Below are 22,924 nucleotides of genomic sequence, written 5' to 3' on the forward strand. Positions count from 1 at the left end.
TCATGAAGTACTACCTGTTGAGCGTGATGCAGCCGCAGGGCGAGCGGCCCGCGCCCGAGGTCCTGGAAGAGATCATGCACAACGTGGAGCTGTTCCACGCGGAGCTGCGCGAGGCCGGTGCCTGGGTGTTCGCCGGCGGACTGCACGGGCCGGACACGGCGACCGTGCTGCGGGCCCGCGACGGTGACGTCCTGGTCACCGACGGGCCGTACACGGAGAGCAAGGAGTTTCTGGGCGGGATCTGTCTGCTGAAGGCGCCCGACCTCGACGCGGCGCTGAAGTGGGGGCGCAAGGCGGCGCTGGCGACCACGCTGCCCATCGAGGTACGCCCGTTCATGCACGAGACCGAGGGCTGATGGCCGTCGGCGCCGCCGGGATCGAGGCCGTCTTCCGCGCCGAGTACGGCCGGGCGGTCGCCGTCCTGATCCGCTTCCTGGGCGACATCGACCTCGCCGAGGAAGCGGTCCAGGACGCGTTCACCACGGCCGTGGCGAAGTGGCCGGAGACCGGCATACCGCCGAGCCCGGCCGGCTGGATCATCACCACCGCCCGCAACCGCGCCGTCGACCGGCTGCGCCGCGAGTCCACCCGCGCGGCCCGGCACGCCGAAGCGGCCCGGCTGAACGCCCCGGACGAACCCGTGGAGGAGGGCCCCGTGCGCGACGACCGGCTCCGTCTGATCTTCACCTGCTGCCACCCCGCGCTCGCCCCCCAGGCCCAGGTCGCCCTCACCCTGCGGCTCCTCGGCGGCCTGACCACCGCGCAGATCGCGCGTGCCTTCCTCGTCCCCGAAACCACCATGGCCCAGCGGATCGTCCGCGCCAAGGCCAAGATCCGCGACGCCGGCATCCCCTACCGCATCCCGCGCGACGCGGACCTGCCGGACCGCGTCAAGGGCGTGCTGGCCGTCGTCTACCTCGTCTTCAACGAGGGGTACGGCGGCCGCGAGGACCTCTGCGCCGAGGCCCTGCGCCTCGGACGCCTCCTCGTAGAGCTCATGCCGGACGAGCCCGAGGCACTCGGCCTGCTCGCCCTGATGCTCCTCATCGAGGCCCGCCGCCCGGCCCGCGTGACGGCGGACGGCGACCTGGTCCTCCTCGCCGACCAGGACCGTACGCGCTGGGACCGGGACCTGATCGCCGAGGGCCAGGCCCTCGTACGCCGCTGTCTGCGCCGCAACCGGCCGGGGCCCTACCAGATCCAGGCCGCGATCAACGCCGTCCACAGCGACGCGCCGACCGCGGCCGCCACGGACTGGGGTCAGATCCGCCGGCTGTACGACCAGCTCATGGAACTCGCCCCCAGCCCGGTCGTGGCTCTCAACCGCGCCGTCGCCGTGGCCGAGGTCGAGGGACCGGAGACCGCTCTCGCCCTCGTCGAGAAGCTCGACCTGGACGGCTACCACGCCTTCCACGCCGTACGGGCGGATCTGCTGCGCCGGCTCGGACGGCACGCCGAGGCGCTACGGGCGTACGACGCGGCCATCGCGCTGACCGGGAGCGCGCCGGAACGCGCCCACCTCGAACGGGCCAGAGCTGCCCTCACCGCGAACTGACCGCGGAGGTTCACACGCTGAGCGCCTCCCGCACCGTCCGTTCGGCGTCCCGGCCGCCCTCGCCCGAGGACGTGACCCGGCCCGCCTCCAGGACGTAGTACCGCTGCGCGGCCCGCATCGCGAAGCCGACGTGCTGCTCGACCAGGAGCACCGACAGACCTCCCCGGGCGGCCAGCGCGAGAATCGTCTCCTCGATCTCGGCGACCACGGAGGGTTGGATTCCTTCGGTCGGCTCGTCGAGGAGCAGGATCCGAGGCTCCGTCACCAGAGCCCGGGCGATGGACAGCTGCTGACGCTGACCGCCCGAGAGCAGACCCGCGCGGCGGCCCGACAGGGCGCGCAGCGCCGGGAACAGGTCCAGTGCCTCGGCGGTCGCCTCCTTGCCGCGGCGCCGTCCGTCCGCGACCAGCCGGAGATTCTCGGCGGTGGTCAGCTGCGGGAAGACCTGCTGGCCCTGCGGTACGTACGCCATACCGCGGGCCACCCGTTCGTGGGGCTTGCGGCGGGTGATGTCCTCGCCGTCGAGGCGGACGGAGCCGCGCTGCGGGCCGAGCAGCCCGACCGCCGCCCGCAGAAGGGTGCTCTTGCCCGCTCCGTTGTGCCCGAGCACCGCCGCGACCCCGTTTCTCGGTACCTCGACGGAGACGCCGTGCAGCACGAGACTGCGGTGGTACCCGACATGGACGGTGTCGATCTCCAGCATCACGCCTCCTGTACGGCGGTCGGTCCGGGCACGGCCGCCGAGGTGTCCTCCGTGCGGGTGTGCCCGAGATACACCTCCTGGACCCTCGGGTCCGCCTGCACCTCGGCCACCGTTCCCTCGCTCAGCACCCGGCCCGCGTGCAGCACGCTGACGCTGCGCGCGAAGGACCGCATGAAATCCATGTCGTGCTCGATGACGACGACGGTCCGCTCCCCGCTGATGCGCTGCAACAACTCGCCGGTGGCCTGCCGTTCGTCCTGGCTCATGCCCGCGACCGGCTCGTCGAGCAGCAGCAGCCGGACGTCCTGCACGAGCAGCATGCCGATCTCCAGCCACTGCTTCTGGCCGTGCGCGAGCGTCCCGGCCGGGCTGTCGGCGAGGCCCGTCAGGCCCACCGTCTCCAGCGCGCGCGCCACGGACTCGGGTACGCCCCTGCGCCGGCGCAGCATCGTCAGCGCGCCCCGGCCCGCGCCCGCCGCGATGTCCAGGTTCTGAAGGACCGTCAACTCCTCGAAGACGGCGGCGGTCTGGAAGGTGCGGCCGATCCCCGAGCGGGCGATCCGGTGCACACTGCGGCCGAGGAGGTCGGCACCCGCGAAGCGCACCGATCCCGTCGCCCGCACCAGTCCGGTGACCGCGTCGACCAGGGTCGTCTTGCCCGCGCCGTTCGGCCCGATCAGGAAGCGGAGATCCCCCGGTCGCACATCGAGATCCACCCCGTCGACGGCGGTGAAGCCGTCGAAGGTCACCCGCAGTTCCCGGATCTCGAGCCCCGCACTGTCCGTGAAGTCCGTCATGCCGTGTCTCCAGAGAGTCCTTGGTTCCTCCGGCGCCGCTTCACGATGGCGGCCAGCGAGGCGAGACCGCCCGGCAGGAACGCCAGGGCGACGATGAACAACAGCCCCTGGAAGTACGTCCAGGCCGCGGGGAACTCCTCGGACAGGGCCGTCCTGGCCCAGGCGACGCCGATCGCGCCGAGCACCGCGCCCGTCAGACTCGCCCGCCCGCCGACCGCCGCCCCGATGACGAGCTCGATGGACGGCACGATGCCCACCAGAGCGGGAGAGATGATGCCGACGGCGGGCACGAACAGCGCACCCGCGAGTCCCGCCATGCCCGCCGCGACCACATACGCCACGAGTTTGACGTTCGCGGGGTCGTAGCCGAGGAACCGTACCCGCTCCTCCGAGTCCCTCACCGCGACGAGGAGTTCGCCGTAGCGGCTGTGCATCAGCTGACGGGCGAGCGCGATCAGCAGGAGCAGCACCGCGGCGATGACGAAGTACACCATCCGCTGGTTGACCGGGTCGTTCAGGTCGTAGCCGAAGAAGCCCTGGATGTCGGTCAGTCCATTGGTACCGCCGGTCGTGGCCTGCTGCCCGACCAGCCAGATCGCGAAGGCCGCGGCGAGCGCCTGGCTGAGAATCGCGAAGTAGGCGCCCTTGACCCGGCGCCGGAAGATGAACGAGCCGAGGATCGCGGCGACGGCCATCGGCAGCAGGACGGTCGCGGCGATCGCGAACACCGGGTTCGCGAACGGCCGCCACCACCAGGGGAGTTCGGTGGCGGTTCCGTACAGCTGCATGAAGTCGGGGACATGGCCGGGTCCGGCGTCCGCGATCTTCAGGTGCATGGCCATGGCATAGCCGCCCAGCCCGAAGAACACCCCTTGGCCGAGTGTCAGCAGGCCGCCGCGCCCCCAGGCCAGACAGATGCCGACCGCGACGATGGCCGTGCACAGGTATTTGGCGAGCAGTCCGAGCCGGAAGTCGGACAGTGCGAGCGGGGCGACGGCGAAGAGCACCAGGGCGGCGGCGACGAAGCCGGCCGCGGGCCGAGCCGCCGTGAACCGGCGCCGGCCGCCCGGAAGTCGTCCCGCCTTCGGGGCGAGGGGAGTGGTGGTGGTCATACCAGACTCCTCGTGCGCAGCGTGTACAGGCCCTGCGGCCGCCACTGGAGGAACGCCACGATGGCCACGAGGACCAGCACCTTGGCGACACTGACGGTGGTCGAGTACTCCAGGACCGACTGCAGCGCGCCCAGCACGAAGGCGACGATGACGCTGCCCTTGAGCTGTCCGATGCCGCCGACCACGATCACCAGGAAGGCGTCGATGATGACGTTGGTGCCCATCGTCGGCCCGATGGGGCCGACCAGGGTCAGCGCGACCCCGGCCACCCCGGCGAGCCCCGAGCCGATGAAGAAGGCGGTGCGGTCCACGCGCCCGGTGGAGATGCCGGACACCTCCGCCAGGTCCCGGTTCTGCACCACCGCGCGGATCCGGCGCCCGAGCGGGGTCAGCCGCAGCGTGAGGGACAGTGCCACGACCGCCGTGACCGCCAGCCCGAGGATGAACAGCCGGCTGTTGGCGAAGGTGAGCGGGTCGTCGCCGCCGATGACCGTGATGTGTCCGGTGAGGACGTCGGGTGCACGGGTCTGCACATTGGGGGCACCGAAAATGTCACGGGCGAGTTGCTGGAGCATCAGCGAGACACCCCAGGTGACAAGAAGGGTGTCCAGAGGACGGAGGTAAAGGCGGCGAATCAGCAGCCATTCCAGCAGCGCGCCGAGCGCCCCCGACACAAGAAAGGCGACGGGCAGCGCGACGATCAGTGAAATTCCTGCGCCGGAAATGGACTTCTGCAGTACGTACGTGGTGTAGGCGCCGGCCATGATGAACTCGCCGTGGGCCATGTTGATGACATTCATCTGGCCGAAGGTGAGCGAGAGGCCGAGCGCGATGAGGAGCAGGACGGCACCGATACTGACGCCGGTGAACAACTGCCCGAGGATCACGGTCATACGGCGGCTCCGGGGAGTCGGGACGCGGGGCCTGTGCGCACAGGCCCCGCGCGACGGGTGGTCAGGAGAGGCCGGAGGCCCAGTCGTAACCCTTCAGGTAGGGGTCCGGCTTGATCGGCTTGCCGGAGTCCCAGACCTGCTTGATCAGCCCGTCGGAGCCGATCCTGCCGATGCGGGCGGTCTTGTAGATGTGCTGGGTCGCGCCGTCCACGGTGACCTTGCCCTCCGGCGCGTCGAAGGTGATGCCGTCGGAGGCCGCCTTGACCTTCTCGGGGTCGAACGACTTCGCCTTCTCGACCATCGCCTTCCACAGGTAGACCGAGGTGTACGCGGCCTCCATCGGGTCACTGGTCGGCTTGTCTTGGCCGTACTTGGCCTTGTAGGCCTTCACGAACCTGGTGTTCGCGGCCCCCGGGGTGGTCTGGTAGTAGTTCCAGGCCGTCAACTGGCCCGCCAGGTACTGCGCCCCGATCGACTTGACCTCCTCCTCGGCGATCGACACCGAGACCACCGGCATGCCCTTGGCGGTGAGTCCGGCGGACTTGTACTCCTTGAAGAAGGCCACGTTCGAGTCGCCGTTGAGGGTGTTGAAGACCGCGTCCGCCTTCGAGGCCTTCACCTTGTTGGCGATCGTGCTGAACTCCGTGGAGCCGAGCGGCGCGTAGTCCTCGCCGAGCACCGTCATGCCGTTGGCCTTCGCGTACGCCCTGATCTCCTTGTTGGCGGTGCGCGGGAAGACGTAGTCGCTGCCGACCAGGTAGATCCGCTTCCTGCCCTGGGACTTGAGATAGTCGAGGCCGGGGACGATCTGCTGGTTGGTGGTGGCGCCGGTGTAGAAGATGTACGGGGACTGCTCGAGCCCCTCGTACTGCACGGGATAGAAGAGCAGGGACTTGTTCTTCTCGAAGACCGGCTTGACGGCCTTGCGGCTCGCGGAGGTCCAGCAGCCGAAGGTGGCCGCCACCCGGTCCTCCCGGATCAGCTTGCTCGCCTTCTCGGCGAACGTCGGCCAGTCGGAGGCACCGTCCTCGCTGATCGGTTTGATCTGCTTGCCGAGCACCCCACCCGAGGCGTTGATCTCGTCGATGGCCAGTTTCAGCGAGTCGCGTACGGTCACCTCGCTGATCGCCATCGTGCCCGACAGTGAGTTGAGCAGACCCACCTTGACGGTGTCGCCGCTCACGTCCGCCTTCGCGGCCTTGTCGGACGTACCGCCCGCGTCGGTCTTGGCGCCGCACGCGGACAGCGCGACCATGGCCGCGAGCGCGCCGGCACCGGCTGCCATCCGGCGTCGGAGAATTCGGGAACCGCTGGACAATAGAACCCCCTCGGGCTGTGGAGGAGACAACCTCCTGAAGTGCGGTCCACAGCCTCAAGTCGCCCTGTTTCCAAGGTGTTTCGCGGTACTTTCCCGGCCGTATCTTCCAGCTCTCATGAAGCGTTCGGGGGCGCCCGGCAGGGCAACAAAAAATACCCGGGGCGGAATTCGGCATCCGAATTCATGACACGCCCGAGGCATTTCGATTACTTCCTGCGGGAAGTATCTTGGCGCCGACGAGCCGATGTCAAGAGCCCGGTTCGCGAAGGTCGAGCTCGGCGACCACGTCGAAGTCCAGCCCCTCGGCCCGCGCCAGATAGATGCGTTGGCGCACATGACCGCCGCGCAGATGCAGCAGCCCCCGTGGCCCCTCGTACGACACGGTCTCGGCCGCCGCCCCGATCGCGGACACATCGAGGGTGCCGGCCCGGCCGATGAGCGCGGCGAGCAACAGCACGCCCTCGTAACAGGATTCGCCGAGACTGCCGAGGGGCGGCGCCTCGATCCCGAACCGCCCGGCGTACAGGCCGTGGAAATCCAGGGTGTCCTGGTTGGCGAGGGAGGCGAAGAACCCCGCCGTGCTGAAGAGGTCCGCCGTGGCCGAAGGGCCGCTGGCCAGCAGCATGTTCTCGTCCATCAGGGTGCTCAGCCGAAGACAGCGGGTGTCGAGGCCGGCCGCGGCGAACGCCCGGTTGAAGCGCACCGCGTCACTGCCGACCAGCAGCATGATGACCCCGTCCGCCTCAGCGTGCTCGATCCGGCGCAGCACCGCCCCGAAGTCATGGGTGCCCAGCGGCAGATACACCTCCCCCTCGACGCTGCCGCCGGACTCGCGCGCGTACGCGTGCGCGGCCCGGGCCGTACGGCGCGGCCACACATAGTCGTTGCCCACCACGAACCAGCGGCGCAGCCCGCGCTCGTGCGCCAGCAGGCCCATGGCCGGACGTAGTTGGTCACGCGGTGTCTCGCTCGTGAGGAACACCCCGGCGGTGTGCTCGCCGCCTTCGTACAGCGCGGTGTAGACGTAGGGGACCCGGTGGGCGATGCGCGGCGCGAGTGCCTGGCGCACCGAGGAGATGTGCCAGCCCGTGACGCCGTGCACCACGCCCAGGTCCACCAACGCCTCGACGCGGTCGGCGACTTCGCGAGGTGTGCCGCCCCCGTCCACGGGCAGCAGACGCAGCTCTCTGCCGAGCACCCCGCCCGCGCGGTTGACCTCTTCCGCCGCCAGTCGCGCACACAGTTCGCAGGTGGGCCCGAAGATGCCCGCCGACCCCTGCAGGGGAAAGACAAGGGCCACGCCGAACGCGGAGTCGTCTGCCGTGAACCAGTCGGGCACAGGCGAATCGGGCCGGAACATGGCGTCATGATTCCGGGTCCCCCCGGTGAACTCCAATCCGTCTCGTAGCATGTACGAACCCCGGGAGCGAGGAGCAGGATGCCGACCCCATCGCCGCGTCAGCCCCAGGATCTGATGCAGCTGCTGACGCGGGCGGAGCGGCTGGCCGCGCGGCGGCTCCAGACCGTCCTGGACGAGGACGGCTGTTCTCTCGACGCCTGGCGGGTGCTCGCACTGCTCTCCGACGGCGCGGGCCACTCCATGACCGCGATCGCCGAGGCGGTCTTCCTCCCGCCGGCCTCGCTCACCAGACTCGTCGACCACCTCGTGGACCAGAACCTCCTCTACCGCCGCGTCGACCCGTACGACCGGCGCCGCATCCTCGCCCACCTCACCCCGCGGGGCCGGACGTACTGGCGGCGCCTGGACCGCGAGGTCCGCGCACGCTGGCCGGTGCTGAGCGACGGGGACGACGAACTGCTGCGGTCCCTGCTGGGACAACTGGCGGACACGCTCGGTGCGGCGGGCGAGCGGTCCACGATCTGAAGCCGGATGCCGGAAGGTCCCTCACCCGAGACCCGCGTCATCCGTCGACAACCGCCCGAGGCGGAGCGGCCCGGGGCAGGATGGCCTCATGACAAAGCTGTCCGTACGGTCGGTCCCTCGTACGTCCACTGGTTCGGTGCTGTCGTTGTGGTCACAGGACTCCGTGCTGTCGATCGGCTCCGTGGGATCGGTGCTGTCCGTGGGGTCCGTCGGTTCGGCCTTGTCGGTCGGCTCGATCGGCAGCGCCCTGTCGGTCGGCTCGATCGGTTCCGCCCTGTCACTGATCTCGACCGGTTCGTGGCTGAGTACAGGATCGCTGTTCTCCGCGCAGTCGCGGTGGTCAGTACTGTCCTGGCGTTCCTCCCGCGGTTTCCTGGCCGCGGGAGCGGTAGGGGCGGCGGCCGGAGGCGCCCTGCTGGTGGCCCGGATGCTGCACGAGGCCGGAACCGGCACGGAGTAGTCGAACCCGCGCGCTCGGTCGGCGCGTCCTCGCCGGTGTCCTCGCCGGATCGATGGGGTGGACCCGCCGCCCCCGGGCCGGTGACACCTGGGTCCACTGGCCCTTCACGGCCGGACCGCTCGGCAGGGGACTCGCCCTGATCGGCGGATTCGTGCTGCGGATCCGCGTGGTTGCGGGCACGGTGATGGTGGGGCTGATGCGGGTCGCCGAGTGGGTGCCCGCCCAGTACCCGGCCGACGGCTCGAGGAGAGCACGGCGGTCGATCCGTTCGCCGACCACCACCTCGTCCACACGGCTTTCCTGATCGCCCTCGTCCTCGTCCTCGCGCCGTCTCCGCGGGCGGCACACGCCCGGGTATCGGTGGGCTCCCGGCCGAGCTGTCGGTCAGGCGCACGGTCGCCGGCCGCGCCGGCCCCGCCCCGGGCGGGAGGCGGGATCCCGAGAGGGTTCCGCCCTCTCGTGCGGCGCGGTGCCCCGGCTTGGGCCGAACGGCCCCCACCGGGGACCAGCGGCCCCTGCCCCGCCCGACCGTTTCGACACGACCCTGGAATCGGACCCCGACCGGGCCCCGATTCAGGAGGTGGACACCATGCCCCGCACTGTCACCGTAGGCCTCGACGGTTCTCCCGAGAGCCTCGCCGCCGCCGAATGGGCCACCCGCGAGGCGCGGCTGCGCGCCCTGCCGGTCAGACTGGTCAACGTATGGGAAGCGGCCCCGGACCCCGTGGCCCAGGCGCCGCTGCTCGGCGCCGAGACCCACCAGCACTGGAGCGAGAGGATCCCGCGCGAGGCGGCCGAAGGGCTACGGGTGCGCCACCCGGGAGTCGACGTCATCACGGAGCAGCTCACCGGCCGGCCCGCCGAGGAGCTGGTGAAGGCCGCGGACGACGCCGAACTCCTGGTGCTCGGCACCCGTGGACTCAGCGGTGTGGGCGGTTTCATGGTCGGCTCGGCCGGCCTGGCCGTCGCGGCGCACGCGGGGCGTCCCGTCGTGTTCGTACGCGCCGGTGAACAGGCCGCGGACGAGCACCTGATGGATCTGACGGGCATCCCGTCCGCCGCCGCGCCCTTCCACCCCGTCGTGCTCGGGCTGGACACAGCCGCCCCGGACGAGACGCTGATCGGCTTCGCCTTCGAGGCGGCCCGCCTGCGTGCCACGGCGCTGCGGGTCGTGCACTCCTGGAACGAGCCGCCCTACATCGCGTACGGACTGCCCCCCGACATCAAGATGAACGCCCGCCTGGCAGCCCAGGACGCGGCCGCCATGACGGACGCGCTGCGGCCCTGGCGCGAGAAGTTCCCGGCCGTGGAGATCATCGAGGACTCCCTGTCCGGGAAGGCGGCCAACCACCTGGTGGACGCCTCCCGGGAGGCGTCGCTCGTCGTCGTGGGCCGCCGTGTCCGCCGCGCCGCGCTCGGCGCCCACCTCGGGCCCGTCACGCACGCCGTGCTCCACCACTCCACCGCCCCCGTCGCCGTCGTACCGCACCCCTGAGCACCACGGGCCGAGCTCGGCCGTGTGGTGATCGGGGCTCGATCGCGCAAGGAGAGACATCCCATGAAAGCAGCAGTCGTACGAGCGTTCGGTGAGCCGCTGGTCATCGAGGAGCGCCCGGACCCCGAGCCCGGCCCCGGCCAGGTCCGCGTCCGGGTGGAGGCCTCCGGGCTCTGCCACACCGACATCCACGCCGCCAACGGCGACTGGCCGGTCAAGCCGAGCCCGCCGTTCGTCCCCGGACACGAGGGCGTCGGCCTGGTCGAGGCGCTGGGCGACGGCGTCACCCATCTCGCGGTGGGGCAGCGGGTGGCCGTGCCCTGGCTGGGCAAGGCGTGCGGACGCTGCGAGCACTGTCTCTCCGGCTGGGAGACGCTGTGCGAGCAACAGATCAACACCGGCTACGGGTGCGACGGCGGCTACGCCGAGAAGATGCTCGCCTGGGCCGACTTCGCCCAGCCGGTGCCCGAGGGTATCTCCCCGCTCGACGCGGCCCCGCTCACCTGTGCCGGCGTGACCACGTACAAGGCCCTGAAGGTCGCCGAGGTCCGGCCGAGCCAGTTGGTCGCCATCTCCGGTGTGGGCGGACTCGGCCACCTGGCCCTGCAGTACGCGAAGATCGCCGGGGCGACCGTGGCGGCGATCGACGTCACCGACGACAAGCTCGAACTCGCCGCGGAACTCGGCGCCGACATCGTGATCGACGCCCGCAAGGAGGACCCGGGCGAGGTCCTGAAGAGCCACGGCGGCGCGCACGCCGCGATCGCGCTCGCGGTGAACGAGGACGCCTTCTCCGCGGTGTACAAGGGACTGCGGCGCGGCGGAAAGCTCGTCCTGGTCGCGATGCCGGCGCACGGCACGATCCCGGTCCCCATCTTCGAGACCGTACTGAACGGCATCTCCGTGATCGGCTCCATCGTCGGCACGCGGCAGGACCTGGCCGAGGTCTTCGACCTGCACGCCGCGGGCCGGACCCGGGTCATCCGCGAGTCCCGGCCCCTCGCCTCCGTCAACGAGTCCATCGACGACGTGCTGCACGGCCGTATCCAGGCCCGGATCGTCTTCGACTTCGGCGAAGGGAGCTGACCGCCGTGGATCTGCCCCTCGTCGTGGGTGTCGACGGGTCCGAGCCCGGTATGCGCGCCGTGGACTGGGCCACGGACGAGGCCGCCCTGCGCGGTCTGCCGCTGCGCCTGGTGTACGCCTCGCTCTGGGAACGGTACGAAGGCGCCGCCCTCGCCGAGGGGCTGGGCAGGTCCTCCGAGCAGATCATGGCCGACACGGTCGTGGAGGCCGCCGCCGAGCGCGCCCACCGTCGTGACGCCGCGGTACGGGTCGCCACCGAGGTGGTGCCCGACGACGCGGTGGGCGCGCTGCTCAGGGAGGGCTTGAACGCCACCGCCCTGGTACTCGGATCACGGGGCCGCAGCGGCATCGCCGAAAGGCTCCTCGGCTCGGTGAGCCTCACGGTCGCCGCCCGTGCCCACTGCCCGGTGATCGTGCTGCGCGGCAGCCACGACAACCGGGCCGGGGCCGGCCGGTACCGGCGGGTCGTCCTCGGGGTCGGGGACCCCTCGCACGGCTCGGCCGCCGCCCGCTTCGCCTTCCGGGAGGCGGCCGAACGCCGGGTCGCGCTGGAGGCCGTACGGGCCTGGCGGTGGCCCGCACACGAGTCGATCGAACACCCGCTGATGGCCGGCGAGCCCGCCCGGCTGCACGAACAGCAGGCGGTGGAGGTCCTGGACAAGGCGCTCAGCGGCGCCGCGGCGGAGTATCCGGCCGTGGCCGTGCACCGGCACACCGTCGAGGGGACCGCCCGCACGGTGCTGCTGGACGCCTCCACCGAGGCCGATCTGCTCGTCGTAGGGGTCCGGCGGCACGACAGCCACGGGCACATCGGGATGCAGCTCGGCCGGGTCGCCCACACCGCCCTGCACCACGCGGCCTGCCCCGTCGCCGTGGTGCCCCAGCGGGTGTGAGCGCCTCAGAGGCTCGCCGCGTGATCGGGGACGTAGGTCTGCAGATCGCGCGGCGGGCGTACGTAACCGGTCGACGGCGGCCGGTCGGGCAGCTGCAGAACCGGCGGCGGCACCTCGCGGTAGGGCATGGAGGAGAGCAGATGGGCGATCATGTTCAGCCGGGCACGCCGCTTGTCATCGCTCTCGACCACGAACCACGGAGCCTCCGCGATGTCCGTGTGCACCAGCATCTCGTCCTTCGCCCGGGAGTACGCCTCCCAACGGGTGATCGACTCCAGGTCCATGGGGGAGAGCTTCCAGCGCCGCGTCGGGTCCTTCAGCCGGCGCCGGAACCGCTTCTGCTGCTCCGCGTCGCTCACCGAGAACCAGTACTTGCGCAGCAGCACACCCTCTTCCACCAGCATCCGCTCGAAGATCGGGCACTGCCTCAGGAAGAGCTGGTGCTCCTCCTGCGTGCAGAAGCCCATGACGCGCTCGACCCCGGCGCGGTTGTACCAGCTCCGGTCGAACAGCACGATCTCCCCGGCGGCCGGCAGATGCTCCACGTACCGCTGGAAGTACCACTGGGTGCGCTCGCGCTCGGTCGGCTTGGGCAGCGCCACGATCCGCGCGACGCGCGGGTTCAGATGTTCCGCCACCCGCTTGATCGTGCCGCCCTTGCCCGCGGCGTCCCGGCCCTCGAAGACCACCACCACCCGGGCGCCCTCGGTCCGCACCCACTCCTGAAGCTTGACCAGTTCCGTCTGCAGACGCAGCAGCTCCCGCTCGTACGCCGCAGACGGCACCTTCGCCGTCTTCTTCTCGTCGGCCATGCCGCCTCCTCCGCCCGATGACGCCTCCCGCGAAGCGCGCTCCGATGACCCGCCTCGCCGACGTACTTCCGATGACTTACGGAGTCACCATGCCCAAGGTCGAACACCAGGACAGCACCGTACTGACCGACGACGAACTGCGCACGCTGGACGCTCACTGGCGGGCCGCCAACTACCTTGCCGTGGGCCAGATCTATCTGCTCGCCAACCCGCTGCTCACCGAGCCTTTGACCCCCGCGCAGATCAAACCCCGGCTGCTCGGCCACTGGGGTACCTCGCCCGGTCTCAACCTGGTCCACACCCACCTCAACCGTGTCGTCAAGGCACGCGGCCTGGACGCGCTGTGCGTGTGGGGCCCGGGGCACGGCGGGCCGGCCGTGCTGGCGAACTCCTGGCTGGAGGGCACGTACAGCCAGACGTATCCCTCCGTGTCCCGCGACGCGGAGGGCATGGGGAAGCTGTTCCGCCAGTTCTCCTTCCCCGGCGGGGTGCCCAGCCATGTCGCACCGGAGACACCCGGCTCCATCCACGAGGGCGGCGAGCTCGGCTACTCCCTCGCCCACGCCTACGGTGCCGCCTTCGACAACCCGGAGCTGCTGGTCGCCTGTGTGATCGGCGACGGCGAGGCGGAGACGGGACCGCTCGCGGCGTCCTGGCACTCCAACAAGTTCCTCGACCCGGTCCACGACGGCGCCGTCCTGCCGGTCCTGCACCTCAACGGCTACAAGATCGCCAACCCGACGGTGCTCTCCCGGATCCCGGAGCCCGAACTCGACGAACTGCTGCGCGGATACGGCCACGACCCGATCCACGTGACCGGCGACGACCCGCGGCAGGTGCACCGCGCCATGGCCGCAGCCTTCGACCAGGCCCTGGACCGGATCGCGCTGATCCAGCGCACCGCCCGCGAGGAGGGCGTGGCCGAGCGGGCACGCTGGCCCATGATCGTGCTGCGCACCCCGAAGGGCTGGACCGGCCCCAAGGAGGTCGACGGCGAGCCCGTCGAGGGCACCTGGCGAGCCCACCAGGTGCCACTGGCCGGAGTCCGCGAAAACCCGGAGCACCTACGGCAGTTGGAGACCTGGATGCGCTCCTACCGCCCCGAGGAGCTCTTCGACACCGAGGGACGGCCGGTGGCCGACGTGCTGGCCTGCGTCCCCGACGGCTCCCGGCGCCTCGGCGCCACCCCGCACGCCAACGGCGGCCTCCTCCTGCGCGATCTGCCGCTCCCGCCCCTGGAGCGCTTCGCCGTACCCGTCGACAAGCCGGGCGCCACCGTGCACGAGCCGACCCGGGTCCTGGGCGACCTCCTCGAACACGTCATGCGGGAGACCTCGGCGCGGCGCGACTTCCGGCTGGTCGGTCCCGACGAGACGGCCTCCAACCGCCTGGACGCCGTCTTCGGCGCCAGCGGCAAGGCCTGGCAGGCGGGAACCCTGCCGGTGGACGAACACCTGGACCGGCACGGCCGCGTCATGGAGATCCTCTCCGAACACCTCTGCCAGGGCTGGCTGGAGGGCTACACCCTCACCGGCCGGCACGGACTGTTCTCCTGCTACGAGGCGTTCGTGCACATCGTCGACTCCATGGTCAACCAGCACATCAAGTGGCTGAGGACCTCACGCGAACTGCCCTGGCGCGCCCCGATCGCCTCCCTCAACTACCTGCTCACCTCCCATGTGTGGCGCCAGGACCACAACGGCTTCTCCCACCAGGACCCCGGCTTCGTCGACCACGTCCTCAGCAAGAGCCCCGAGGTCGTGCGCGTCTACCTCCCGCCGGACGCCAACACCCTGCTGTCCGTGGCGGATCACGTCCTGCGCAGCCGCGACTACGTCAACGTCGTCGTCGCCGGCAAACAGCCCTGCTTCGACTGGCTGTCCATGGACCAGGCCCGCGCCCACTGCGCCCGCGGTGCCGGCATCTGGGACTGGGCGGGATCGGGCAGCGGGGACCGTGAGCCCGACGTCGTCCTCGCCTGTGCGGGCGACGTCCCCACCCAGGAGATCCTGGCCGCCTCCGACCTCCTGCGCCGATATCTGCCCGAGCTCGCCGTCCGGGTCGTCAACGTCGTCGACATGACCCGGCTGCTGCCGCGCGAGGAACACCCGCACGGGATGAACGACTTCGAGTACGACGGGCTGTTCACCACCGACAAGCCGGTGATCTTCGCGTACCACGGTTACCCCTGGCTCATCCACCGTCTCGCCTACCGCCGCACCGGTCACCAGAACCTCCATGTGCGCGGCTACAAGGAGATGGGCACGACCACGACCCCCTTCGACATGGTCGTCCGCAACGACATGGACCGCTACCGCCTCGTCATGGACGTCATCGACCGGGTTCCCGGTCTCGGCGTCCGCGCCGCCGCCGTGCGCCAGAAGATGGCCGACGCCCGCTCCCGCCACCACATCTGGATCCGGGAGCACGGCACCGACCTCCCCGAGGTCGCGGACTGGACGTGGACCGGCTGAGGCCCGCACGGCAAAGGAGTACGGCGTCATGACCGTACGCGCCGACGACTGAGGAACACAGGAGAGGCCTGCCGTCCCCCGCGCGTGCTGCGGAGGACGGCAGGCCGCCCGTACCGCAGGATGGAGGCATGCGCGACGGCACCTGGGAGTACGAGGGCTACGACCCGGCGCAGGAAGGCCTGCGCGAGTCGCTGTGCACCCTCGGCAACGGGTACTTCGCGACCCGTGGCGCCGCCCCGGAGTGCGCCGCCGACTCCGTCCACTACCCGGGCACGTACGCGGCCGGCTGCTACAACCGCCTCGCCTCGCAGGTGGCCGGGCACCGGGTCGAGAACGAGGACATGGTCAACCTCCCCAACTGGCTGCCGCTCCGTGTGCGGACCGCCACCGGGACCTGGCTCACCCCCGACACCCACCGGCTGCTCGACCACCGGCTGCGCCTCGACCTGGACGCGGGCACGCTGGAACGCACCGCGCGCTACGAGGACGAGGAGGGCCGGTGCCTCGCCGTGCGGCAGCTGCGCCTGGTCCACATGGCCGATCCCCACCTCGCCCTGCTGCGCACGGAGGTGACGGCCGAGGGCTGGTCGGGCCCGGTCGAGATCGAGTCGGCGCTCGACGGGACGGTCACCAACAGCGGAGTCGAGCGCTACCGCTCCCTGGCCTCCCGCCACCTCACGGACGCCCGGACCGGCACCTGCGCGCCGGACACGGTCTGGCTGCGCTGTCGCACCACCACCTCGGAGATCCGCGTGGGCCTGGCGGCCCGGACCGTCACCGACGCGCCCGCCGGGACCACCGACGCGCACACCCCCGGACGCGCCGCCCAGTTGCTCCGGATCACGCTGACCGACGGCCGGACGGTGACCGTGGACAAGACGGTCGCCCTGCACACCTCCCAGGATCCGGCGATCAAGGACCCGCTGGACGCGGCCGTCGACCGGGTCGGCCGGGCCGCGGACTTCGAGACGCTGCTGGACACCCACCGCACGGCGTGGCAGCAGCTGTGGCGCAACACCGAACTGGACGTGCCGAACAGCGCGGGACCGATCCTGCGCCTGCACCTGTTCCATGTGCTCCAGACGCTGTCTCCGCACACCGCGGAGCTGGACGTCGGGGTCCCGGCCCGCGGGCTGCACGGCGAGGCCTATCGGGGTCACGTCTTCTGGGACGAACTGTTCGTGCTGCCGTATCTGAACCTCCATTTCCCCGAGGTCTCCCGCGCCCTGCTCACCTATCGCCACCGCCGTCTGGAACGGGCCCGCCGATCCGCCCAGGACGCCGGGCACACCGGCGCGATGTACCCGTGGCAGAGCGGCAGCGACGGACGGGAGGAGGCCCAGCAGCTGCACCTCAACCCGCGCTCCGGGCGCTGGCTGCCCGACCACTCACGGCTCCAGCACCACGTCGGATCGGCGATCGCGTACAACGTGTGGCAGTACTGCGAGGCGAGCGGCGACACCGAGTTCCTGCACACCAAGGGCATCGAGATGCTCGTGCAGATCGCCCGTTTCTGGGCCGGATCCGCCGCGTACGACGGCACGCTCGCCCGCTACCGGATCCGCGGTGTCGTCGGACCCGACGAGTACCACGACGCCTACCCGGGCGCCGACCGGCCCGGGCTCGACGACAACGCTTACACCAACGTCACGGCGGCCTGGGTGCTCGCCCGCACCCTCGACGTGCTGGGCGAGCTGCCCGAACTCGTCCGCCGGGACCTCGTCGAGCGGACCGGCCTCGACTCCGCCGAACTCGACCTCTGGCAGGACGTGTCGAGGGGACTGCACGTCCCCTTCCACGCCGGCGTCATCAGCCAGTTCGAGGGCTACGGCGATCTCGTGGAACTCGACTGGGCGGGCTACCGCGAACGGTACGGCGACATCCGGCGGCTGGACCGGATCCTGGAGGCCGAGGGCGACAGCGTCAACCGCTACCAGGCGTCGAAACAGGCGGACGTACTGATGCTGGGCTATCTCTTCTCGCCCGCCGAACTCGGCGGTCTGTTCCGCCGGCTCGGACACGAGCTCGACGACACCCTCTGGCGGCACACCGTCGACCACTACCTGAGCCGTACGAGCCACGGTTCGACACTGAGCAGCCTGGTGCACGGCTGGGTGCTGGGCCGGGCACGGCGTGCCGAGGCCTGGACGTACATTCACGAAGCCCTGCACGGCGACATCGCCGACCTGCAGGGCGGCACCACGGGGGAGGGCGTCCACCTGGGCGCCATGGCGGGCACCCTCGATCTCGTCCAGCGCGGTCTGACCGGTCTGGAGACCCGCGGCGGAGCGCTGCGGCTCGACCCGGTCCCGCCGCCGGAGCTGTCCGAGTACGGCTTCGCGATCCGCTACCGGGGCCACCGGGGCGTACAACTGCGCCTGAGCGCGGGAAGGTTGACCGTCAGCGTGCCGGCCTCGGACGAACCTCCGATCGACATCACCCTGGCCGATCGCACCGTCTCGGTGGCTCCGGGCGAGACCTGCGCGTTGACGCTGCCGGAGCGGTGACTGCGCCCGGTGCCCGGCGCCCGGTGGCTGGTCCACCGTCACCGGGCACCTGATGCGGCTCGGTACGGCCCGTAGCGTGGGCCCGAGTTCCGTGCCGCCGCGGCCGACGACCGGGAGTCCGGTCGACACCGAGGAGTGAACGGCGTGCCGCAGCGCGCCGGTCTCCGCGATCCTGTCCGGCGGCTTCTCGTACGCATGCGTGGAGCGGCCGGCGGGTTGAAGGAGTCCGGGAGGATCGGGCCGAAGCCTCAGCGGTCGGCCAGGGCGCGGTCGAGGAGAGGGAGCAGGCGGTCCCAGTGGCGCTGTAGCGCGGAGGCGTTGAACGCGTCGGTGTCGGACATGGTGAAGCCGTGGACGGTGTCCGGGTAGATCTCGCAGGTGTGGTCGACACCCGCGGCATCCAGGGCCTGGTCGAGCTCGCTGATGGCCTCGGACGTCATGTCGTTCCCGGCGAGGCCGAGGTGGACCTGGGCGGTGAGCTCGGTGACGAGGCGGTGCGGACTGTCGGGCGCGTCGGTGACCAAGGGGCTGGGGTGGAATCCGGCGAGGGCGGCCACCTGGCCGGGGTGGGCCGCCGCGGTGCGCAGCGCCACATTGACGCCCATGCAGTAGCCGATCACCGCGACCGGTCCGGGACTGACCTCGGGCCGCGTGGTGAGGAACCTGACGTAGGCGTCGGCGTCGCGCAGGACATGCTCGACGGTGTGCGCCTGGATCAAGGGCATCAGCTGGGCGATGACCGCGGGCCGGATCTCTTTCCCGATGTGCTCGGGGAGTTCGATCACCGGTGCCGGGCCGTGCCGGTAGAAGACGTTGGGGACGAGCACGTAGTACCCGTGCCCGGCCAGTTCGAGGGCCATCTGCCTCAACACGGGCCGCACGCCGAAGGCGTCCATGTACAGCAGCACCCCTGGGTGCCGCTCACCGTCGTCGGGGAAGGCGGCGAACCCGTCGGCCTGGCCGTCCGCGGTGGGAATCTGCAGTGACTTGGCAGGAATGGTGGATCTTCCTTCCTTGGGCTGATGACAGTGCACAGCCTCTGTGTGTGGGGGGTGGGGGGAGGAGGAGGGGTGAGGTCGATGACAGATCAACCCGGTGACGATGGTGGAAAGGTACCGCCGACACCACCGATGATCTAGAGCCTTTCTGGGCCAACACCGTTCCTAGAGACTGAGCGGGAGTGAGTCCTGTTGCCAGAACCCCTGCTCGGCCGAACGCCCCGGACGGTGTTGGGCGTTCTGGTTGCCCGCGTTCGCTCCGTGTCCGGGCGGCACGGATCGTGTCCGTGGTCCGGGAATGCGGGGGCGGGTTTCCTCACGCCCCGGGGAGCCCGGTCGGGCCTGGACGGTCCGATGCCCGTACCCATCGCTCTGGTGGGTACGGGGCGGTGCCGTCCGACGCCTGACCGGATGCCCCAGGGCGCGCCTTCCGATGGCCACGGCGGCAGCGTCGTGGCGGGTGGTGTTCCTGGTGGTGCTGGTGAGGGGTTTCTGCCAGTGCTGGGCGCCCCAGCGGGAGGTGTAGGCGGGGTCGACCGCGACCAGCGGGATGCCGAGCTCGGTGGCCATCGACACCAGGCGGGCGCGCAGCCGGGCGACGGGCATGCCGGAGATCAGCTGGCGGAACTTTTTTCGGCGGCCGTGTTTCTCCCGCGTCGTTTCCGCGGTGAAGTCGAGGTCCTCGACCGCGATCGCCAGGCGGTGGCGGGTGGCCCAGTGCAGCAGGCGGGTCAGGGCGTGGCGTACCTGGGCGTCGCGGTGGTCGGCGGTGCCGGACAGGTCGTAGGCGAAGCGGCGCGGGACGCCGACCGGATTGCCATGCTGGTCCAGCCGCCAGGCCGCCAGGTGATCGGCGTTGGTGTCCACGCCGATCAGGCCACCGGCCCGGACAGCGGTCAGGGGCACCGTCTGGGCGGGTGGGAGGGTCCAGGAGGCGGTCAGGTACCAGCGCCGACGACCGGTGTCCTCGTGGATGCGGTAGGCCACCGCCCGGTTGCCCTCGACCCGGTCGCGCCACGCCTGGCCCCGGTGTGCGAACGACACCCGCGCGGTGAGGACGTAGCGGCCGTGCGCCGTGTTGGCGAGATGGGCGAGCGGGGCCGGGAGCTTGATGCTGACCTGCCCGTCCGGGCCGATCCGGATGGTCTCGTTGCCGTACCGCTTCCCGGACTCGCCGTCCGCCTGCACAAACCGGCGCGACGCCTCCCACCGCACCCGCCACGCCTCCTCGGTGAGCTGCGCCTGCTCCAAGTGGTGGCGGCTGTTCAGCAGCCGTTTCCCGCCCCGCACCACCCGCACCCGCCCGGCCGCCCAGTCGGCCCGCGCCCGCTCCAGCCGGTCCTCCAACACCCGCAGCCGACGCGTCTTGGCATGCCACTCCCGCCGACTCCGGTAACCACCCGCCGCCCGCTTCGAACCCCTCTCGCCGAGCGGCAATGACAGCCGGTGCCGGATCGTGTTCACCGCGGCCTCGAGCTGCCGGATGTGCGCTGCCTGGCCGCGCCGGGCCAGCGCCCACTGATCATGCGTGGCCTTCGTCAGCGACCCCGCCCACCGCGACGAGGACAGCCCGGTCAGCACCCGCTTGCGGGACGCCCAGGACTCGTTGCCGTGCTCCAGACCGGCCGCACACCGCGCCTTCAGATCCCCCGATGCCAGCGAACCCAGATGCTCGCCCACCAGCCGCAGCACCCGCTCGTCCTCGACCGTCAGGGCCTTGAGCCGGTCCCGGACCGCCACACCCGACGGGCCGCGCACCACGAACGACGCCCCCACCACCCGCAACCCGCCCGCACCACCCAACCCGCTCACCCCCAGCCCAAACCGGCCCAACCGCCCCGTCACCCCACCCAACGACCACCACCCGCAAAGGTCACCCCTTCGAGACAAGAACACTCGTTCCCACTCGCGCCCTTATGCGGACGAACGTCACCGGCACTCACCCATGCACGCCAGAACACCCTCACGCGCAGTCAAAGGGCAGCAGCTGCCAACCCCCTCTGGGCCAATGGTCTTCCTGGGTCGATGCGGTCGGCGGAGCCACCTTGGGTGGGTCGAGCGCCTTACCAGTGGTGGGCCCGGCCCGGAACCGTCCGTCACCCCGCCCCCGTCACCAGGACTCGGCTTGCAGGAACAGCGTGATCACCTTCGCGAAGAACCAGACGCAGAACACCAGACACGCAAGCCACAGTCCCCACAAAACCCACCGGACCTCTCGTCGTAAGCGCATGAGGGGATGATCCCGCCTCGCGGTCCTGGCCCTGTCACCGGCCCGGCCTATTGGCCACTACGGACCCGCGGTCGGGAACGGTGCCCTCTCTCCCGGCCCGCCGGTCGGTCCCTCACCGCAGGCGATGGTCGATGTCGTGGCCGCCGTCGGGGATTCGATCGCCGGGCGTACCGGCGTAGCGCCGGCCCGGCTGAGCGGGGCTGCGGTCCACGTACGCTCAGGATGACCGGTGCCAGACCTGCCTCACCCGGTAGGGTGACGATCTTCGGCCGGCGGAAGCCGTACGGAGTCCTCGAAGGCCGGGCACATCATGCACCTCGCCGACCATCCCGCACGCCGCCGCCTCAGCGCCGCCCTGGACAACCTCGCCGTCACTTTCCGCGGAATGACCGCACATCCGGACGAGATCAACTGCGAGTGTCACTGGGGCAGTTCGGAGGAGCTCGCCCTTCTGAAGACACCGGACGTGGAGCTGGAGCCGGACCTCCTGCGCCGGACCTGGACGGCCATCGACTGGAGCGATCACGGGGCCGTGCTGCGCCGTATACTGCCGCAGTTCGCCACAGTGCTGGTCGCCGGTCGCGCGCAGCCCCTGTCCGGCCTGGAAGAGGCCGGATCCTGCTTCGCCCGCGGCCGTTGGCAGCAGTGGCCTGACGATCACGCCGGTCCGGTACGCGAGTTTCTGCGGGCCTGGTGGGTGCAGAGCCTTACCGACCCGGATGCGGTCGTCCCGGCTCACGAGGTCTTCAAGATGTGTGCCGAGGCGACCGGGACACTCGGCCCCTGGCTTGCCGCATGGGAGACGCAGACCGGTCACCTCAGCGATCGACGTCTCGCGGAGGCGGCGGCGGAATGGGAGTACGAGCTTCTGGGTGACCGCCTGCCGTGGAGCGTGATCTGGTACGACCATGACGAGGAGCAGATGCGCGCCGAACTGGTCGCGTGGCTCCTCGGACACGCTGCCGTGCGACTCCGTGAGTCGGGCGCGTCGGCGGATCTGCGGCACCGGATACGGCTGCTCGGTCTCGCTGAAGAGGACCGCTGGACGGATCCGCACTGGCCCGGCCACCGCTACTGACGACCAGCCGGCGCGACCTCGGGGCCGGACCCGAGGTCGCGGTCCGACATTGTTCCCGCTCCAGGGGCACGCGAGGGGCAAGTGACGGGCATGGGCCAGACATGAGCGCTGGATCTTCAGACGGCGAGCAGCGCGGCGAGCAGCGTAGCCGCCACCGCCGAGAAGACCCGCGGCTTCCTCCAGCCCGGTCCCGAAGCCTGGCGGTTCAGCTCCCACATGAACACCAGGCCGCCACCAAGGCCCAGCGCGTCCCGCAGCAGGAGAACGATGGTGTGCACGGTGCGCCTCCAGGGACTTTCGAACGGAGGGGAAGGCTAGCCCAGGTGGCGGCCGGACGGATGACCGGCCCCGGCCCGGACGGCGCCGCACACATATGCCTGTTGACCTGCGGGGTCGTTGCCGGCGTCGGCCGTCGTCGGCCATCCTCGTCCAACTCCGCGTACCCCGCCCCCATATGGCCCCACGAGCGATCACCACGTCACGTAGGACACGGTTTCAGGGGAGCGGGGACGGAGACGAGCGGGCCGTGCGCCGTACCCGGTGAGCGCCTGGGGTGGACTCCGGATCGCCGTAAGCGCGAGGTGTCGAGAGGCTTCGCGCAGGGCTGGGATTCAGCGCGTGGAGTGGT

The 22,924-nt window shown here is 70.8% G+C and carries 21 protein-coding genes; 11 read left to right on the forward strand and 10 right to left on the reverse strand.

Annotated features, from left to right (window positions below; all coding sequences use genetic code 11):
- Positions 1 to 2 precede the first annotated feature (2 nt).
- Entirely contained in the window at positions 3 to 356 is a 354-nt protein-coding gene (locus tag N4G66_RS28230; RefSeq protein WP_261707047.1) for a YciI family protein, read from the forward strand.
- The gene (locus tag N4G66_RS28235) at positions 356 to 1,555 is read left to right on the forward strand and encodes an RNA polymerase sigma factor (RefSeq protein ID WP_261707048.1); all 1,200 of its coding nucleotides are present in this window, start codon (positions 356 to 358) and stop codon (positions 1,553 to 1,555) included. The genes N4G66_RS28230 and N4G66_RS28235 overlap by 1 nt, the downstream gene beginning before the upstream one ends.
- Positions 1,556 to 1,565: 10 nt before the next feature.
- Here the strand turns inward: N4G66_RS28235 and urtE are convergent, their stop codons facing one another.
- From urtE to N4G66_RS28265, 6 genes are all read right to left on the reverse strand, one after another.
- A complete protein-coding gene (gene urtE / locus N4G66_RS28240; protein WP_261707049.1) occupies positions 1,566 to 2,258 on the reverse strand; it encodes an urea ABC transporter ATP-binding subunit UrtE in 693 nt (230 codons plus the stop codon).
- A complete protein-coding gene (urtD, locus tag N4G66_RS28245; RefSeq protein ID WP_261707050.1) occupies positions 2,258 to 3,055 on the reverse strand; it encodes an urea ABC transporter ATP-binding protein UrtD in 798 nt (265 codons plus the stop codon). Before urtD ends, urtE begins: the two co-directional genes overlap by 1 nt.
- Positions 3,052 to 4,167, reverse strand: a complete 1,116-nt coding sequence (gene urtC, locus N4G66_RS28250; protein WP_261707051.1) for an urea ABC transporter permease subunit UrtC — start codon at positions 4,165 to 4,167, stop codon at positions 3,052 to 3,054. Before urtC ends, urtD begins: the two co-directional genes overlap by 4 nt.
- Positions 4,164 to 5,060 (reverse strand): urea ABC transporter permease subunit UrtB, encoded by an 897-nt coding sequence (gene urtB / locus N4G66_RS28255; protein WP_261707052.1) that lies wholly within the window; start codon positions 5,058 to 5,060, stop codon positions 4,164 to 4,166. The genes urtC and urtB overlap by 4 nt, the downstream gene beginning before the upstream one ends.
- A 61-nt stretch (positions 5,061 to 5,121) precedes the next feature.
- Complete coding sequence (gene urtA / locus N4G66_RS28260) at positions 5,122 to 6,345, reverse strand: urea ABC transporter substrate-binding protein (RefSeq protein ID WP_261707053.1); 1,224 nt, start codon at positions 6,343 to 6,345, stop codon at positions 5,122 to 5,124.
- A 280-nt stretch (positions 6,346 to 6,625) separates the two neighbouring features.
- Positions 6,626 to 7,738 carry a substrate-binding domain-containing protein gene (locus N4G66_RS28265; protein ID WP_261707054.1) on the reverse strand — a complete coding sequence of 371 codons (1,113 nt, stop codon included), beginning with the start codon at positions 7,736 to 7,738 and terminating at the stop codon, positions 6,626 to 6,628.
- 78 nt (positions 7,739 to 7,816) lie between these two features.
- On the opposite strand from N4G66_RS28265, the gene N4G66_RS28270 reads away from it, so the two are divergent.
- The 6 genes from N4G66_RS28270 to N4G66_RS28295 all read left to right on the forward strand — a co-directional run bounded on the left by N4G66_RS28270 (position 7,817) and on the right by N4G66_RS28295 (position 12,197).
- Positions 7,817 to 8,263, forward strand: coding sequence for a MarR family winged helix-turn-helix transcriptional regulator (locus tag N4G66_RS28270; RefSeq protein ID WP_261707055.1), 447 nt, complete (start codon positions 7,817 to 7,819; stop codon positions 8,261 to 8,263).
- Between the two features lie 88 nt (positions 8,264 to 8,351).
- Positions 8,352 to 8,723, forward strand: a complete 372-nt coding sequence (locus N4G66_RS28275; protein ID WP_261707056.1) for a hypothetical protein — start codon at positions 8,352 to 8,354, stop codon at positions 8,721 to 8,723.
- Positions 8,724 to 8,775: 52 nt separating this feature from the next.
- Positions 8,776 to 9,027: a hypothetical protein gene (locus N4G66_RS28280; RefSeq protein WP_261707057.1), complete on the forward strand. Its 252-nt coding sequence runs from the start codon at positions 8,776 to 8,778 to the stop codon at positions 9,025 to 9,027.
- 285 nt (positions 9,028 to 9,312) lie between these two features.
- On the forward strand, positions 9,313 to 10,218 hold the full coding sequence (locus N4G66_RS28285; RefSeq protein ID WP_261707058.1) for a universal stress protein: 906 nt from the start codon (positions 9,313 to 9,315) through the stop codon (positions 10,216 to 10,218).
- A 63-nt stretch (positions 10,219 to 10,281) separates the two neighbouring features.
- On the forward strand, positions 10,282 to 11,304 hold the full coding sequence (adhP, locus tag N4G66_RS28290; protein ID WP_261707059.1) for an alcohol dehydrogenase AdhP: 1,023 nt from the start codon (positions 10,282 to 10,284) through the stop codon (positions 11,302 to 11,304).
- Between the two features lie 5 nt (positions 11,305 to 11,309).
- A complete protein-coding gene (locus N4G66_RS28295) occupies positions 11,310 to 12,197 on the forward strand; it encodes a universal stress protein (RefSeq protein ID WP_261707060.1) in 888 nt (295 codons plus the stop codon).
- Positions 12,198 to 12,202: 5 nt separating this feature from the next.
- Here the strand turns inward: N4G66_RS28295 and ppk2 are convergent, their stop codons facing one another.
- Positions 12,203 to 13,009 (reverse strand): polyphosphate kinase 2, encoded by an 807-nt coding sequence (gene ppk2 / locus N4G66_RS28300; protein ID WP_261707061.1) that lies wholly within the window; start codon positions 13,007 to 13,009, stop codon positions 12,203 to 12,205.
- 89 nt (positions 13,010 to 13,098) lie between these two features.
- On the opposite strand from ppk2, the gene N4G66_RS28305 reads away from it, so the two are divergent.
- Entirely contained in the window at positions 13,099 to 15,483 is a 2,385-nt protein-coding gene (locus N4G66_RS28305) for a phosphoketolase family protein (protein WP_261707062.1), read from the forward strand.
- 128 nt (positions 15,484 to 15,611) lie between these two features.
- Positions 15,612 to 17,990, forward strand: a complete 2,379-nt coding sequence (locus N4G66_RS28310; protein ID WP_261707063.1) for a glycoside hydrolase family 65 protein — start codon at positions 15,612 to 15,614, stop codon at positions 17,988 to 17,990.
- Positions 17,991 to 18,238: 248 nt separating this feature from the next.
- On the opposite strand, the gene N4G66_RS28315 is transcribed toward N4G66_RS28310, so the two are convergent.
- Positions 18,239 to 18,988, reverse strand: coding sequence for a dienelactone hydrolase family protein (locus N4G66_RS28315; protein WP_261707071.1), 750 nt, complete (start codon positions 18,986 to 18,988; stop codon positions 18,239 to 18,241).
- Between the two features lie 165 nt (positions 18,989 to 19,153).
- The gene (locus N4G66_RS28320; RefSeq protein WP_261707064.1) at positions 19,154 to 20,791 is read right to left on the reverse strand and encodes a transposase; all 1,638 of its coding nucleotides are present in this window, start codon (positions 20,789 to 20,791) and stop codon (positions 19,154 to 19,156) included.
- Between the two features lie 737 nt (positions 20,792 to 21,528).
- Between N4G66_RS28320 and N4G66_RS28325 the strand changes: the two genes are divergently transcribed.
- On the forward strand, positions 21,529 to 22,296 hold the full coding sequence (locus N4G66_RS28325) for a hypothetical protein (protein ID WP_261707065.1): 768 nt from the start codon (positions 21,529 to 21,531) through the stop codon (positions 22,294 to 22,296).
- 116 nt (positions 22,297 to 22,412) lie between these two features.
- Here the strand turns inward: N4G66_RS28325 and N4G66_RS28330 are convergent, their stop codons facing one another.
- The gene (locus tag N4G66_RS28330) at positions 22,413 to 22,574 is read right to left on the reverse strand and encodes a hypothetical protein (protein WP_261707066.1); all 162 of its coding nucleotides are present in this window, start codon (positions 22,572 to 22,574) and stop codon (positions 22,413 to 22,415) included.
- Between the last annotated feature and the right edge of the window lie 350 nt (positions 22,575 to 22,924).

Source organism: Streptomyces rhizosphaerihabitans (genome assembly GCF_025399795.1).
Taxonomy (GTDB): domain Bacteria; phylum Actinomycetota; class Actinomycetes; order Streptomycetales; family Streptomycetaceae; genus Streptomyces; species Streptomyces rhizosphaerihabitans.

Coding starts and splice junctions, on each gene's coding strand:
- urtD (WP_261707050.1), bottom strand. CDS start 3,055: ATGACGGACTTCACGGACAGTGCGGGGCTCGAGATCCGGGAACTGCGG.
- N4G66_RS28265 (WP_261707054.1), bottom strand. CDS start 7,738: ATGTTCCGGCCCGATTCGCCTGTGCCCGACTGGTTCACGGCAGACGAC.
- N4G66_RS28285 (WP_261707058.1), top strand. CDS start 9,313: ATGCCCCGCACTGTCACCGTAGGCCTCGACGGTTCTCCCGAGAGCCTC.
- N4G66_RS28280 (WP_261707057.1), top strand. CDS start 8,776: ATGGGGTGGACCCGCCGCCCCCGGGCCGGTGACACCTGGGTCCACTGG.
- ppk2 (WP_261707061.1), bottom strand. CDS start 13,009: ATGGCCGACGAGAAGAAGACGGCGAAGGTGCCGTCTGCGGCGTACGAG.
- urtB (WP_261707052.1), bottom strand. CDS start 5,060: ATGACCGTGATCCTCGGGCAGTTGTTCACCGGCGTCAGTATCGGTGCC.
- N4G66_RS28235 (WP_261707048.1), top strand. CDS start 356: ATGGCCGTCGGCGCCGCCGGGATCGAGGCCGTCTTCCGCGCCGAGTAC.
- urtA (WP_261707053.1), bottom strand. CDS start 6,345: ATGGCAGCCGGTGCCGGCGCGCTCGCGGCCATGGTCGCGCTGTCCGCG.
- N4G66_RS28310 (WP_261707063.1), top strand. CDS start 15,612: ATGCGCGACGGCACCTGGGAGTACGAGGGCTACGACCCGGCGCAGGAA.
- N4G66_RS28270 (WP_261707055.1), top strand. CDS start 7,817: ATGCCGACCCCATCGCCGCGTCAGCCCCAGGATCTGATGCAGCTGCTG.
- adhP (WP_261707059.1), top strand. CDS start 10,282: ATGAAAGCAGCAGTCGTACGAGCGTTCGGTGAGCCGCTGGTCATCGAG.
- N4G66_RS28325 (WP_261707065.1), top strand. CDS start 21,529: ATGCACCTCGCCGACCATCCCGCACGCCGCCGCCTCAGCGCCGCCCTG.
- urtE (WP_261707049.1), bottom strand. CDS start 2,258: ATGCTGGAGATCGACACCGTCCATGTCGGGTACCACCGCAGTCTCGTG.
- N4G66_RS28305 (WP_261707062.1), top strand. CDS start 13,099: ATGCCCAAGGTCGAACACCAGGACAGCACCGTACTGACCGACGACGAA.
- N4G66_RS28230 (WP_261707047.1), top strand. CDS start 3: ATGAAGTACTACCTGTTGAGCGTGATGCAGCCGCAGGGCGAGCGGCCC.
- urtC (WP_261707051.1), bottom strand. CDS start 4,167: ATGACCACCACCACTCCCCTCGCCCCGAAGGCGGGACGACTTCCGGGC.
- N4G66_RS28275 (WP_261707056.1), top strand. CDS start 8,352: ATGACAAAGCTGTCCGTACGGTCGGTCCCTCGTACGTCCACTGGTTCG.